We start from the raw sequence: 15,872 nt of genomic DNA, 5'->3' as shown, positions 1-15,872 counted from the left end.
CTGTTAAAAGGTAAGAATTTTTGTAAACAGGGGAAGGGTAATGGATAGCAGAACGAAAAAGGCACTATTTATATCATTAGGGATTGTGGCACTGCTTGGCATTGTGGGTACAGGGGCAGTTCTTCTACTGAATGACGGAGATGATCAGGCCCGGCTCAACACGCTTGCACTGGCCGCGGATTATATTGAGCAGGAAGAGTACGACCGGGCATTGGATTTGCTTGAAAATTTACTGATTGAGAATCCTGATGATCCAGAGGCTGTGGCACTGAGAGATGAAGCCCTGGATAAAAAGCGCCAGGCAGCTGAAACATCCCGTCAGGCAGAACGTCAGCCGGAAAATACCACTGACAACGGTGCAGACCGAGCCGAAGCCGAGGCCAGAGCACGGGAAGCCGCCGCACGTGAAGCTGAAGCGGAGGCTCGGAGAAGGGAGGCTGAACTCGAGCTGGAGAAACAGCTTGCCGCTCAGCGGGAAGCCGAAGAGCAGCGGCGAAGGGAAGCGGAAGAAGCCAGGAGGAGAGCTGAAGAAGAGCGTTTGGCAGCACTCAGTGAAGAAGAGGCTGCCAGGGAGCGGCAGATACAGGAACTGCTTGATGAAGCCCGGCGCCTTCAGCAGGATGATCAGTTCGTGAATGCCAGAGGCAAAATAAACCAGGCCATGGATATCGACGAAGATTCAGCTCTTGCCTTTGCCCGTATGGCCGAAACATTTGTGGAAGAAGATATCCAGAACAACGACAACCTTTCCAAAGCGATCAGCTTTTCCGAACAGTCTATCGACCGGGATCCCAGGCTTTGGGAACCGTACTATACTCTGGGCCGGATTTTTAACGAAACCAGACAGTTCGATAAAGCAATTCGCGAACTGAGCACCGCCGCCGATCTGAACAGCACCAACGCGGATATTTTTTATGCATTGGGGAACGCCCAGTTTGATGCACGGCGTTACTCAGATGCCCGTCAAAGCTACGAGGCGTGCGTATTCCTGGACTCCAGCAATGAAAAGGCCTTCTTTAACCTAGGACTATCTCTGGAGCGGCTGGATCAGCCTGACCTGGCCATACAAAACTATCGGAAAGCAGTGGCCGTAAAGAGCGATTATGCAAGTGCCTATAACCGCATAGGCGAACTTTTGCTGGATAAGGGTAATGCCGAAGATGCGTTGACCAATCTTCAGCAGGCTCTGGAGTATGATGATTCCGCCAGAAACAACCGTGCAGTGGCACGGAGTTATTACGAACTTGGACGGCTCACTGAGGCTCTCGAGTTTTTTACCAATGCCGTTGAACTTGAACCCGGCAGGGCGCAAAACCACTATAACAATGCTGCAGTGCTTCTGGACTTGAACCGTGCAGACGAAGCCCTTCCGTACGCGGCCGAAGCGGTAAAAATGGATTCATCTGTGCCCGAATATAATTATACTCTGGGGCTTGCCGTAAAAGAGTTGGGCAGCCTGGATCAGGCTTCTCAATATTTCCAGGCGGCGATTCGCCAGCGTTCGGGGTATATCAAACCCCGTATTGAGTTGGCGGATATTCATATTCAAAATGAAGAATACGATGAGGCATTACAGGTGCTCCTGGATGCGGCAAAAATTGACTCATCCCGGGCGGATGTGAATAACAATCTTGCAACGGTATACAGACTGAAAACTCTGTATGAAGACAGCTTGACCCATTCAGCTACGGCAATTCAGGCCGAACCTAATTCAGCCCTTCTTCGATACAACCTTGCACTTACCTTGATCAAAATGGAAGCCTATGGGGAAGCCGAGAGCAGTCTGAAAACCGCCATTAATCTGGACAGCAGCTACTGGGATGCATATATAAGGCTCGGCGAAGTGCTCATTGCTCTGGATAACAAGGAGGAAGCCGGCAGGATTCTACAGCAACTTGTGGAGCGGGCGGGGGACAGCAGCCAGGCTGAGAAGGCACGAAATCTGTTGAACTCTCTGTGACTCCAGGCCGGCGGTTGCCGGCCTTTATGGGCCCTTTATGTGCGGCCGGGTCTCTAAGCGCTCTATGAGGTGCCGGCCTTTATGGGCCCCATACGAGCTGCCTGCTGGAGATTGGGGGAGCGGCCGCCGGGGGATGAGGGAGTCAGGTTCTTCCAACTATTTGAAACAGCTCTTCCTTGCTCAGGGTGAACCATATGGGTCTGCCGTGGGGACATCGTTTTTCAGGTAAACGCCAGCTTGCTTCAATAATGGATTTCGCCGTATTGCCGTCCAGCACATCCCCGTCCTTTACCGCCGTTCTGCAGGCCATCTTTTCATAGAGTGATAGCTCCAGATCCCGGGAATCCCGCTCGATTTCCCTGAGTGTGGACCTCAGAAGCTGTTCTTTCCCTTTCAGTGCCGATGGGATGGCGTGGATTTCCAGGGAGTTTTCACTGCCTTTCAGGCGGATATCGAAGCCCAGGTTTTGGAGCTTATCGGCCTGATGGCTCATCCGCTCTGCAAGTGCCGGGTCGTCATTTTCCACGGTGAAGGGAATCAGAAGACGCTCAACGGCGGATGAACTCCTGAATTTGTCGTAAAGTATCCGTTCGTGGGCGGCGTGCATATCGATGATGTATAAGGTGTGTTCCATCTCAACCAGGAGAAACACGGAGAATATTTGCCCCAGATACCGGTAAGCGGGCATTGTTCCCTCATTTGCCCCGGAGCTTTCTTCCTGAATCCAATCTCCCGCGCTCCCGGCCTCCGGTGCACCCGGGGGATCGGCGGGACGGAACGGAGGAACATCATTTCGGAGTCGACGCTCATCAAAGCTGCTGTGGTACTCGAAGGCCCTGTCCCGGACAACTCCCGGTGCAGGATGCAGAGTGGACTGCCGGGGTTCATCATGCAGGCTGTTTGCAGAGCGGACGTTTTCCGGTTCGCCGCCGGTTAAGGGGAGATCCGGTGAGTGCTGGGGTAGATCGTTGGGTGTGCGTAAGTTCTGGGGTTTATTCCGGATCTGGAATCCGATAAATTCCTCTATCAGTTCCCGAATCCGGCGGTGTATGATCTCCGGCCTGGAGAACCGCACCTCCCGTTTGGCGGGATGAATATTGAAATCCACCAGCTCCGGATCAATCTCAAGAAACACAAACGCCACAGGATGATTCCCGCCGGGAAGAATGGAGTCGAAGGCATATTCGACGGCGTGAATTAGGGAGAAATCGTTAATTCTCCTGCGGTTGCAATAGACCTGAATGTATTTTCTGTCCTGCCGAAAGAGGGGAGGAATACCGATCACGATATCGAGGGTGAATCCATCACCGCTGCCATGAATTTGCTGGAGAAGTTCCGAGGGGCATTGTTCCGGGTATGAGGCGCTGATCCGGGGGATATACCGGGTTTTCCCGGTTTGGGGTAAAAGGAGCCGGGGTTTGCCATCGGCAAAGAGTTTGAACGATCGTTCTGGATGGGGAAGGGCTTTTTCCAGAAATGCATTTCTACATAAAAGGGCTTCGCTTCGGGAAGATTTCATAAACTTTCGTCGGGCAGGAAGATTGTAAAACAGATCCCGTACGGATACCCGTGTACCTCTGCGTCCGGGAACTTTGCCATACCGGGGTTCTCCGCCGCCTTCAATGGAAACCTTGGCAGCCCCGTCCATCTCTTCGTTTCGGCTTACAATCTCCAGACGGGAAACCGCGGCAATACTCGAGAGGGCTTCCCCCCGGAAACCCAGACTGTGGACGTGTAAGAGGTCGTCTTCGTGGCTGATCTTGCTTGTAGCATGGCTAAGCCAGCAGAGCTGAATATCCTCCCCGGACATCCCCCAACCGTCATCGGAAACTTCCAACAGGGAGATCCCTCCCTTCTCGATGTACACATCGATACTTCCTGCCTGGGCGTCGATGGCGTTGTCCACCAGTTCTCTGAGTACAGAAAACGGCCGGTCGATTACCTCGCCGGCCGCAATTTTACGGGCTACTGAATCCCGGAGAATGGATATTCTCCGGGATGATTGTGTTGTTTTCATATGATGAAAATAATCTTATCAGTTTCCTATGCGCGTTTCCAGACCAATGGACGGTCCGATGAGCGCTTTTCCGTCATCATCATAGCGGATGTTACCGTTTTCGTCCCGGAGCACGTTGGTGCTCACTGTGAGAGCGATATTAATTCCTGGAACAATAGCTACAACCCCTTCGCCCTTTAAGATGGCTGATTCATCGAAGAGCCGCGCGTTTCGCTCTTCCATGAACACATCCCGGAATCGAAGCCGGCTGTATTCAAGACCGAATTCCATCTCCCAGGGAAGGAAGGATAATGCTTCCTTATCGGCTGAGAAGCCCAACTCGAAATAGTCATCCGCATCGGTGCTGATTTCTCTGGTCTCCTTATTGAGCGTCCATGGCCAGAGATAACCCAGTTCAAGACTCAGTCCCGTGTTGGCAAGATCCATTGCTCCGCTGCCGAAAATTCCCATGGTATAGGAATTATATCTTTCTGCATCGGGGTTCAGCAGGTAGTCTATTACTTCTCCCGCCCTGTCGCCCCGGATACGGTCGTACGGCTGGCTGTAGAAGCCGGGCTTAAACGCACCTTCATAGTACTGATACTGGAGCCGGTAATCCACAAAGAGGATATTTCCGAAAACCCCTGCTTCAATACCGTAGTTTTTCAGTCCATCTCCGGTGAATACTGCCTGAGTCTGGATTCCGGATTTGAGAGTACTGCCTCCGGAGCTCAGACTGTTGTTCAGATACGGGAAGAAAGTTGCCCCGTCTGCGAACAATACCAGACCGAACACATCATTTTCCATGATTGGTATATCGAAATCCACTGCGGCATTCAGGAATGCGGGCTTGCTTTCCAGTACATCTCTTTGAAGCTGATTTGGATCTTCAACACCTTCATACGCTTCGAAGGGGTTCAGATCTGCGGCGAATGAAATACCCATACCGCCGTTGCGTCCGAACTGGGTGCGAATACCGTAGAGATATGGATCCGACAGGTCATTGACCAGGGTTTGGATGTGCATCTTGCCGAAGCCCAGGCCAAGGTTTAAGCCGATCCGCCGGATTGCAGGAAAGTCTGCGTCATTTGCATACTCACGGATCAGAATACCGTGGCCCAGAGTCATACTTTCAACATTCCCAATCTGGAAGAAGAAGTCATCTCTGAGATCTCCCCATTCAATAAACTTGAACTTTAGAATCAGGTCCGTGGCAGCGTCGGAAATCATATCGAGAGTTTCTTCCTGATCGGTTCCGAACGACCATTCATCGTTTCCTTTGGGGCGGTACCAATCGTCAGGATCGGTGAAATTCGAGGTGTAAATAATGGGAAGGTAGAGCTGGGTGTGCAATTTACCCAAAGTGAATTCCGGCTGGAACACCACCTTGCTGTAGGTCTTGCCGTCTATGGTAATGGAACCAATTTCCATGCCCAGATATCCCAGAGCCTTCATTACCAGATCGTCTTCGCCGCCCTGGTCCAGATCTGCAATATCTTCATCGCTTTCTGTATCCTCGGAAGGAGTATCGGTCTCGGGAGCGGTATCGGCCGCAGTGGCATCCCCGGTTCCGTCGGTTGTTTCGTCTTCAGCTGTTTGCTCTTCAGAAGACTCTTCTTCTTCCTCTTCACCATCTTCTTCAGCTTCTTCTTCACCCTCTTCCTGTCCTTCTTCCTCAACAGGATCCTGTTGAACCTGTTCCAGAATCTGGGGATCGCTGAAGTCAAGCTGATCACCGAATTGTTCGGCGAACTGCTCGGCACTGAAATTCGCTGCTTCAAATACATCGGCAAAGACATCGGCGAACTGTCCGCCGGCCAACTGGACGGTCTCACCTACATCTGAAAAACCTTCGCCGGTAGTCTTGGCAAAATCCACAAGACCTTCGGTTACGAAAAGCTTGCCGCTATCGGCATCGAAGCTAAAGTCGGTTCCCCGTACACCTGCAAGTGCCGAGCCGGAGCGAATGCGCATTTGGGCATTTCCGCTGAGCCGGGATGCCACGGTACGCACACGGCCGGCAGCAACCTGAAAGTCATTATTGCCGCTGTTTCTGCTGGGAGAAAGATCCCTGATTACAAACTCCGTATTTGGAGTCAGTTTCATTACCGAGCTGTTTGGCACCAGCTGGATTTCCACCGCACCGTTGTTGGTGTTGATGGTGGATCCTACAGGAAGCCGCATACCGATATCCAAATTCCCTTCCAATTCGGAGTAGGGAAACTCGGTACCGTCATCTTCGGGAATGACAATTTCCACATCGGTACCGAAATCATAGTAAATTAATTCAGCATATACATCCTGTTCCTGTGCCGCCAGCATAATACCCGGCAGCAGCAGAAATAAGAGTACTGCATGTATTCTTCGTAACATCATACTTCCTCCCAATTAGTTAAAGAGCGAAATGCTCGTTTCCAGTTTGGTGGTAACCTTCCAGTTATCTTCGCCTTCATCCACCGTCGGATCATATTTCAGGTCGTAAATCATGCTGATGGTGGCAGGCCCGGTGTTATATCCAATAGTAGCACCGATTACGGCATTTTCAGGGGAAATCAGATCTGCAAAATCGCTGATGTATTTTTTCTGATACCTGGCATCCACGCTGAATCCCCCAAGCAGCTCATCACTTAAGCTGAGAACACCGGTGAGGGTGGGCCGCAGCTGTTCGTTGTTATCTGGATTGCCAAAAGATCCTTCCAGGTTGGCATTAAAAACAATCTGGCTTTCAAGGGCTTCAATTCCCAGGGTGGTGAACCAGCCGGTGTAAGCAGGGATAATCTCTGTATCGGAATTATAGATGAACCATTTTTCACCCCGGTACAAATCATAGCTTGAATCGAAGTAGGTGGGAATGAAGTTCTGTCCCAGGAAACGGATCTGGGCTCCGTAGGTGATCAGATTCACCAGCTTACCTCCGAAACCGATCATGCCTCCTGTGCTTTCATTTTGAAAGACCAGATCGGAGAACGCAGCCAGGCTGATGGCATCTTTGGATAATATTGGAAGCCTGAGGTCCGTACCCCAAATAAAAACTGACTGTTCTTCATCAAAGAATCCGGCGAAGTTCGATGTATCGGGATTTTTCCGCTCAAAGTAAAGGGGCTTTCGGTCGCCGATAAATGTGAAACCCAGCTGAAGTTCTTTGATAATGGGAACACCGCTCCAGTATATGGGCCGGGTGTAGAGCCGTGCACCCAGAATATCCCATTGAGAGAGATTCCCCACAACCGTTTCCAGACCGATATAGGGAAAATCGAAGAGGTTTCCGTCCAGGTCAAATGAAAGTCCGCTGATCCTTTGTTCCGGAAGAAAGAGGGTGTTAGAGTAATTGGCGATAATAAAGCCGTTCCCCAGCAGGAAATCGTCGATTGAACCAATCTTTGCAAAGAGAGGATCTCCCTTCATGCCGTATCTGACATAACGGAATATTGGCAAATACAGCTCAAGAAAACTGTATTGTTCACTGGGAACCCAGTCTTCCTCCCGTACCCGGAAACCTGGGTTTCCTTCATCATCGGAGAATGCGAAATTCAGGTCGATTGCCAGGCCTATACCGAATTTACCAAATGACAGGTCCGGCCGCAGGCTGAGGCTCTGCCAGCTTTCCGCTTCACCGGTGAGCGGATCTTCAATTACCGTGGTTCCAAGACCGAGATCCATTCCGAATCCAAAGTCTGAACTATCTTCTCCATCTTCCTGAGCCAATACCCTGGCGGGTAAACTCATAAGTATAAGCAATGCCGCTGCAAAAACGAAAGGACGGGCCAGTTTCATTGATTCCTCCTAAAAACCTTCAGCACTGATGTTCAGCAATACCCTATTAACACAGATTCCAATGTAAAACCTGTCTTTGAACAATATGTAGTAGATAATAATATATCTCAGCTTTTCCACATAACAAGATGTGAATATTACCAATCCAAGTTTAATAAGAAAGCTCCAGGATTGCATCAATCTGTATCCCGATTTTATGAGATTTTTGGTAATTTATTTCCTCCAAGAGCTCGTTTTCATATGCACCCTTTACGGCGAGGGTCAGGCTTCCGATACTGGAGAAGCGAAGGCTTGAGCTGTGGGAAACCAGGACTTCAGTGGCCCCGGTTGCAGGTTGGAGCCAGTCCGGAGGAATCTCCCAATCATCTGATAGGACTGTTCGTGTTTCCGGTGCACTGCTGAAAGAGATTTCTATGCCCTCCCGGTGCCGGATGCTCAGGTTTCCGGGCTGTTCTTCAGAACCATGCCGCTGAAGGAAGCTGTTCAGGGAACCTCCGGGATTCAGTTCCGAAACCCATGACAGCCCGGCTTCCAGGGAGAAGTGGGAGGCAACCGGGCCCCGGTTCCAGTATTCCGCATCACCATTCAGCTCCAGTGCATCCAGGGTGCCCGGGAAATACAATATGCTTTGGGAGGTGAATGCTCCCCGCCAAATTTCGCGTCGGTTCATATTCATTCCCATTTCAATGGTGTAGAAGTAGTCATCGCTGTCATAAAAGGAAAACACGGGGGTTCTCCCTTGTTTGCCGAACACGTTGAGGGCCTGCCAGTCAATTCCCCCGGATACAAAGCGCAGATCCCGCACCAGAGCGTCCTGCCAGGCGATTTTCCTGCTCAGGGAAATATCCGCCCCCACAGGCAGCAGGAGTCCGGAGATTCCCGAATCCGGGACCCTGCTGAATCCGGTTTCGAACAGATAATCCAGTTCCGAGCTGCGCAGAGGCTGGAATACTGATACTTCCAGAAACTGAGTACTGAACTTCTCTCCCAGAGCGGGATCAAATATCCCTGCGATTCCAAGAGGCAGCCACATAAGCGGGGCGTCAGCGAGCTGGGCGTATGAGGCATCAAGCTGCTCGCCCAGACTTCCGGCTTCCCGGGAGCTCACTACCGATGCTCTGCTTCGCTGTGAAAGACTGATCTGGATCCCCTCCAGAACGGTAAAACTAAGGCTCTGGCGCTGTTCAATCCCTGTTGAAAAACGGGTATCCCCGGCAATGGTCATCTCGCTGCGGTACAATCCATCCAGTTCAAGATTCAAATTTTCCCCGGATATACCTCCTGAGGTTTCCATGTTCAACTTTCGCCGGTAGAAATCCTGAGGAGTTTCAGTCCAGTCAATTTGCCCGAGACTGCGGACATATTGATTTGCGTATCCCTGGGGAGAATCTTCGTAAAATAAAGCAGCGCGGCGGGAATTGTCTTCGGAGACGGCAAGTCCCAGGCCCATACTCATCCGGGTGAGTTCGCCGGGGGTCAGCTCTCCGCTAAAGTCCCAACTCCGGTCCAATGAGAGGGAATCAAGGGCAAAACTGTAGCCTAACGACGTGCTGAGAAGGTCTGCAGGTTCCGCGGAAAGGGAAAGGTCCTGACTGATTCTGCGACTGCTCTCATCGGGAATGATCACTCCCGGGGTAAAATTTCTGCTGAACGAATTTGAGATAAGCAGCCCCTGAATGGGGTCAAACTCCAGGGCATGACCGAACTCAAGATCTATGGATTTCCGCTCATAGTCGGGGGTGGAGAGTTCGCCGGATATTTCAGCTGCAAACATGGGAACTCTTCCCCGGAGGGTAATGCCTCCGTAGCTGCCGTTTCCATTGCGGTAATTCCTGCTGTAGGCGTTCCCCCGAAATTCAACTCTCTCCAGAGCGAAGGACAGCCAGGGGGAGCTATGAGTTCTCAGCCCGGGGCTCAGATTCACGCTGGTTTGAAGTCCCGCACCCGGCTGGATATCCAGGCCGGTGAAATAGGGCTTCTGGATATACAGTTCGCCCGGCCCGGCTGGGGTGAAGCTGAGAGACAGGCTGTTTAGCGGGCCACTCTCTTCAAGGGCCGGGGGGAGCGGCGATTCACTCAGTATCCCCCCTTCGCTATCTATAAGAAGCAGACTGGAGCGTTTCCAGTCGATGGCAATTTGGTACCAGGTTTCCCCTGTGGGAATAGTGAGGAACCCGGCAGAAAAAGAATTTACCCTGATCTGAAATTCCGGCAGGGCTGAGGATGATTGGACAAATACGGGTAGGAGTATCCGTGAATAGAGTCCCTGGGGAATACCTCCCAGAGGGAAGCGTATGGTTCCATTGTCAGATGAGCTGTAGCGATACCGTTGAATCTGTAGCGAAGACTGAGGCGCTGTACCGCCGGGATTATCCACGTCTCCCCCTGCGTGGGTGATGCTTCCCTGAAGCAGCACGGGGATGTGGGTGTACCTATGTCCGCCGAACTGCAGCACCCCCTGGGCATCCTGGGAGGAATACACCACAACTCTCAGATTTTCCCGTACATCCGGATGATTCAGCAGAACATTTCGTTGTTGCTCGGTGAAATCGCCTTCGAGAGTCTTCCAGCTTCCCTGATCGCTCCCGGTTATGCTTCCCAGATAGAGGCTCGTCATGGCGGGAGATACCCGGGCATCAAGTCTCCCGTTGGAATTTAAATCTTCTCCGGTTCCCGTGTAGCCGCTGTTGTAAGCCTCTCCGGGGTAACCTGCAGTAAGATCACCGTCCCAGCCGTTAAACTCATAGCCCGTAGCGTTGGGGTCGGGTTGGATATCCAAGGTTCTATCAGCGTCGCTGTCTTCTGAAATCGCTCCCAGCTGGAGAAATACGTGCAGCTCACCGGACTGGGGCTCCAGCGAGTCGGGGAGCACCTCGACGGCGAAGCCCTCAGGTATTTGCATGGTTCCGCTGCTGCTCCCCCTGGCCTGATAGCCCACCCATGAACCGGCATCCAGATCAAATTCCAGTATGGAGACAACCCCCTCCACGGCAGCGGCGTCCGAATCGGCTTCTGACGCCAAAACGGGGTAGGGACCGCTCACCCCGTCGACCCGGCCCGGCATACCTCCGCTCTCGGCCTGTGCCTTTGTGAGCAGAATTCCCCGGAGCGAGGAGCGGTAATTTCTAAAAAAGAGCCTTCCCCGGGTTTCATGGGTGAACTCCAATCCGCTTAAACCCGGAAGCTGGGGTACGTCCAGGTTTTGAAGCTGGTTGTTATATGGAGGAGTCTCAGAGGAAGCCGGCATGTCCGGAGGAGCCGAGGGCACAAGGGTGAGCGGGCTCAGCTGTACATCCAGACGGCCATTCGTATCCCCCGGGGAAAACAAAGGATCTCCGCTGCCCCCTGAATAAATTCCCAAAGCGCCTTGGACTGAGATTTCGATCAAATCGTTTTGGTAACTGTAGCTGCTGCCCAGTTGAATGTACCCGGGAGTTCCGGGCAAATTGCTGTAAAATTCCGGGTGAACATCGGCCAACCGGGCCTCTCCATTCCCGTCTCCATCTCCGTCCGAATCGCTGTCGCCGCTGTCCGGAGCGTCTTGAGCCGGGGAATCCTGTGAACCTTCAAGTGCATCTTCACTCCCGGAATCCGGGTCGGTTCGGGAGGGGAGAACCACGCTCCCCCCTGCTGATACCGTCCACAACTGATCCCCGGGAAGAAACACTTTCTGGCCGGCGGCGAAGCTGAGACTTCCGCTGACACCTGAGGGATCGGGAATCCTGTATCGCAGTTGAATGGCATCGTTGGAGGCGATTTCATCCGGAAGAATCACCACCCCCTCCTCCAGATAGGCCGATTCTTCAAGCACTCCGTTACGGTACACCTGGAGAGTTCCCGGCACAATCTCCTGGTCGATACGCAGTCCCTCCCCCTGTTCGCTGAGAAATCGCAGTCGGTATCCACGGATGCCCCGGGCTTGAGTATCCGGCAATTCGGCCGCTTCGGGACTGAGAGGACCGTAGGCGTTTCCCACGGTCTCCAGAAAAGCAGGATCGTCGCTGAGGGTAAGCAGGGGATAACGGATACGCCACGGCTCATCCGGGAGATCCGGGCTTGGCTCATCCGAAAGATCCGGGCTTTCGGCGGGGAGAATTTCAACATCCGCCGATGAATCCGCCTGGATGGTCTGGAAGGGTACAGCATTGCTGCGGGAGTCCGGACCAATGAGTTGAACTGAAGAGGGGGAGGCGAAGGAAGCATATCTGGACCGGACGGAAAAAGGGGAAAAAATTAAGGGGTCATGAAGAACCAGGTATGTGTCGCCGTTCAGCGTCACCGTGAAATCCTCCAGATCTATGTTGCTCTCGGAACTTCCTCCGCTCAATGCATCCAGGGGCTTCACCACATATTCATGAAAGTCTGCCCCCGGCTGGAGGCTGAACGTCACCTCCTCTCTTGAGATCCCCGGATCCGCCCCATAGAGACGGCTCACATGGATATCGCCGGAGAAAAAGTCCTCCTCAGGATACGAACCGTTTCCCCGGTAACGAACGAGTATTTTGGGCATCCGCCCGGATCCATCGGGCTCTTCTTCATCCAGCAACGACGGACTGAAACTCAGCAGAGGAATGTCGTCCCGGAGACCGTACTCTCTTCCGGCCTCCAGCCTGCGGTATGCTTCGCCGCTGCGGCTGTCTATGTATTGTCCGGATTGACCCGCTTCGGACTGGATGAGTACGCTGAGATTCTCAACTGTACTGTGGGGTAGCAGAAAGAGGCTGGAACTCAGGGCTTCATGGATGCCGTAATCTTCCTGGATAAACTCCCGGTTTCCCTGAAAATGACGTTCAACGAGGGTACTGGTTTCATAACGGAGCATGAGTTCGTGAAGGCTCCCCTCAATTCTCCGGGACCGGGAACCCAGAACATCAGCCAAAACCACCGAGACCCCGGGACTACCGGCCGGACCATCTCCAAGGGGCAGCATTGGGTAGTCCCCGATACCGATATCCGTGTTACCCAGTTTGAGTTCCCGCAGGATCCCCTCACCGTAATATCCTGCCAAAATGCTGTTATCCCGGAATCCGCTGCGGAAGCTGCTTTCGAAAAAGAATCTTTGCTCTATCCACAAAGAGAGGACCAGATCAACCGTATTGGTCAGCGGCGTAGAGACCAGCGCCCGGGGAAGGATTGACTGAGTTGTGTACCCGCCGGTGCCGTCGGGAATCCATCCCATGCCTGCGGCAAAGCCCAGCTTGGCCTCCCAGGTTCCCAATAGAAAAAATTCAACCGATCTATCCTCTATATCATATTCGAAAAGAGCGGTGGGTGCCTCTTCGGGATACATGAGCTCTCCGTCGGTTCCCAATGAAGGCAGGGTTGTATTGGCATTCTGGGCCGTGATTCCATTAGAATAGAGGAGGAATACAAGGAGCAGCACAGATACCTGCAAACTCACTGTTCGGACTGTTTTGCAATGTGGTTTCAAGCTTGTGTTCAGTTTCATCCCCGTTGTATTATAGTTTATGGAGCGTTCATTATAACCCCAATTTTGGAAGGCCTATGAATCAACATCAGCAGAAAGCAGGGGCGTTTGTCCACAGGTTACTGGCAAACCCGGCCCTGAAACAGTATACACCACTTCAAAAAGAGGAACAGGTTGTACAGTTCTTGCAAAGCAACATCCGGCAGCTGGGCCCCACACTCATGTCTCCGTCATTTTTCCCCGGTCTGCCTCTGGATCAGATACAAACGTTGCTGCTTGCGAATCTGAGACAACTTACCAATGAGCGGATGCTTCCCGCTCTGAAGGGTATTGTTCAGAAAATTGATTTTTCCTTCGTTCAGTTTCTCCGGCAGCAGCAAAGCAGACCCAGCAGCATTCAGGATCAGATTTTGCGCTTCCTGAATAACGGTCTGGGAAAGCCGGATTTCAGGCGGAATTTCGCAGGATGCTATACCGCCCTTCATTATGATTTCCCTGCCCGATATGTCAATGAAGCGTTCCGGATGCGCAGGCACATCCATTTCGAATTGACGAAGGTTCAGCGTTTGAAAATGAGTAAGGAAGAGATAAAGTCCTTCGTTGAAGTGACCATTCTTCTACAGGCCGCCGGATACGCCCTTGGGAATGCCGGTGAGGGTGACATTCTTGACCCCCGCAGCGGTCTCATTAGTACTGGATACGCGAAAAACCTCATGGAGATTCTGAAAGGGGAGCTGACTCTGCTGCCTCCCCAGGTACTTTCAAGTGCGGTAAACACCAACGTTTCTTTTCTGGAAAATCCCCAGCTTGAAACCACATCCCGCATCGGCGCCATTCTCAGCGCACGGGCCAAAAACTACACCCCTGACATGAAGGTGGACCGCGGAGCCGATACCCCCGACAAGAGCTGGCTCAGTATTGCAAGAAGGAATTATAAGTTTTACGGATTCGATATCAAAATGTTGGATGAAATGTATATGATTGCCGCCGAGAATGGCTGGTAGGAGGAAGAATGCAAAGCAGACTGGCACGATTCTTGGAAAACTTCATACTTGTAGCGATAATTCTTGTTCTCATCCAGACGTTTCTGGAGGACTTTGCCGTTATAAGCGGCTGGAATGCACGGCTCAGAAATATTCTGGTTATCAGCGGTTTTGTTTTCGACCTGCTGTTCACCGTTGAATTTCTGACCAGAAGTCTGTATGCCGGATCCCGGAAGGAATTCCGTCGCTACTTCCTTGAAGACCGGGGCTGGATTGATTTTCTCGCATCCATTCCCCTTTTACTGTTTAATTCGGGGCCCCAATTGTTCGCCCTCATAACCGGTACCGGCGCGGTACTTGCCTTTGGCAGCATCCTGAATATTCTTAAGGTTGTGAAGGCAATCCGGGTGGCCAGGGTTCTTAGGCTGCTCAGGGTCCTGAAGATTTTCCGGCGGATCAAGAACACCGATTCCAACATGACCCAGAGGCATATCGCCAGAATTTCCACCATGGTTGTTTCCACACTGGTATTCACTCTCCTGCTATTTGCGGTGGTTGAAAGTTTTGTTACCACGGGAAACGTGGAAGTTCTCTACCGGGAGACTACGGGGTCGGTTGGAGATTACCTGGAATCCCGGGAACTCACCGAAACGGGAAACAGCGCAGCGCTGAAGGAGTATGCAGAATCACTGCCCCTGCTGCTTATGATAAAGGACGATGGCCATACCCGTTATAGCCGCTATTCCAACGAGCTATATGCTGAACAATGGTCAGCCGGGGACTACGGGTATATATCCCAGGGAGATACCGGCCTATTTATTGATATCAGCCATTTAAACGTGGATAACGCCCTTATCAATCTCCGCTACTTTAGCATAATTGTAGCTCTGGTTCTCATGCTGATGTTTGTATACAGCCCCCATTTCGCCCTAACTGTATCAGATCCGATTCACATTATGCGCAGAGGATTTGATGAACCATCCTATAATCTTCAGGTTAGAATTCCCGGACAGTTCGAGAATGATGAAATCTACCGCCTTGCCCAGCTCTATAATCATCATTATCTGCCCATGAAGGATAGAGAGCGGCTGGATGAAAGCTCCTCTCTTCTGGATATTTCCCTGGCGGATTTTGCAGATTTCGAACCCGGAGAGCAGGAGTCTTCCGCTCCTTTGCCGGGTGATGAATTCCCCGACAGCGGCATGAATTTAAACCTTGAGGAATCCCAATCTCCGGACTTGGAAGAACCGGACCTTTCACTGCCCGACGAGGAGGGGCTGGGGGAACTTAGCCTGGAAGACTTTTCCAGCCAATCTGCGGATGAATTTGATGCCGATGACCTGCCGGATATTCCCGATCTGGATGATGATATGGAATTTGACATAGAGGATGATTCAAAGGATAAATAGGGCATGATCGTATCTATGCTCCAAGTGATCCTGGAAATGCCGGGGGTTACATCCATTAAAGAGAAGCGGCAGCGCATAAATTCACTGAAGCAGCGCATTATTAGAAAGTACAAGGTGAGCGCTGCCGAAGTTGATCTCCATGACAGTCTGAGTTTCGCCCAGCTGGGTGTTGCGGTGGTATCCAACAGCCGCCGCTACGGAGAAGGGCTGATGAATAAAATCCTGAACTTCTGTGAAGATGAGTTTGACGGCAGAGTGCACGATACTTCAATATATTCCGAGAACTATCAGTAAGTTGTTGAAGTGGTGAAATTTTATGGGG

8 protein-coding genes are annotated in these 15,872 nt (G+C 51.9%); 4 read left to right on the top strand and 4 right to left on the bottom strand.

Annotated features, from left to right (window positions below; all coding sequences use genetic code 11):
- Window positions 1-40: 40 nt before the first annotated feature.
- Complete coding sequence (locus AC52PS_RS09385) at window positions 41-1,960, top strand: tetratricopeptide repeat protein (RefSeq protein WP_495562802.1); 1,920 nt, start codon at window positions 41-43, stop codon at window positions 1,958-1,960.
- Window positions 1,961-2,102: 142 nt separating this feature from the next.
- Here the strand turns inward: AC52PS_RS09385 and mutL are convergent, their stop codons facing one another.
- The 4 genes from mutL to AC52PS_RS09365 form a co-directional block, all read right to left on the bottom strand.
- Complete coding sequence (gene mutL, locus AC52PS_RS09380) at window positions 2,103-3,977, bottom strand: DNA mismatch repair endonuclease MutL (protein WP_495562801.1); 1,875 nt, start codon at window positions 3,975-3,977, stop codon at window positions 2,103-2,105.
- A gap of 18 nt (window positions 3,978-3,995) precedes the next feature.
- Window positions 3,996-6,332, bottom strand: coding sequence for a FecR family protein (locus tag AC52PS_RS09375; RefSeq protein ID WP_495562800.1), 2,337 nt, complete (start codon window positions 6,330-6,332; stop codon window positions 3,996-3,998).
- A gap of 12 nt (window positions 6,333-6,344) precedes the next feature.
- A complete protein-coding gene (locus AC52PS_RS09370; protein WP_495562799.1) occupies window positions 6,345-7,730 on the bottom strand; it encodes a hypothetical protein in 1,386 nt (461 codons plus the stop codon).
- 151 nt (window positions 7,731-7,881) lie between these two features.
- Entirely contained in the window at window positions 7,882-13,131 is a 5,250-nt protein-coding gene (locus tag AC52PS_RS09365) for a hypothetical protein (RefSeq protein WP_495562798.1), read from the bottom strand.
- 104 nt (window positions 13,132-13,235) lie between these two features.
- Here AC52PS_RS09365 and AC52PS_RS09360 point away from each other — a divergent pair, with 104 nt between their 5' ends.
- Genes AC52PS_RS09360 through AC52PS_RS09350 form a run of 3 tightly spaced genes read left to right on the top strand, consistent with a single transcriptional unit; the run spans window position 13,236 to window position 15,844 of the window.
- Entirely contained in the window at window positions 13,236-14,162 is a 927-nt protein-coding gene (locus AC52PS_RS09360; RefSeq protein ID WP_495562797.1) for a hypothetical protein, read from the top strand.
- An 8-nt stretch (window positions 14,163-14,170) separates the two neighbouring features.
- Entirely contained in the window at window positions 14,171-15,550 is a 1,380-nt protein-coding gene (locus tag AC52PS_RS09355) for an ion transporter (protein ID WP_495562796.1), read from the top strand.
- A 3-nt stretch (window positions 15,551-15,553) separates the two neighbouring features.
- Entirely contained in the window at window positions 15,554-15,844 is a 291-nt protein-coding gene (locus AC52PS_RS09350; protein ID WP_495562795.1) for a DUF503 domain-containing protein, read from the top strand.
- Window positions 15,845-15,872: the final 28 nt, after the last annotated feature.

The sequence above is a fragment of the Salinispira sp. genome, assembly GCF_059431795.1.
This window is presented reverse-complemented; position numbering and strand designations above follow the sequence as displayed.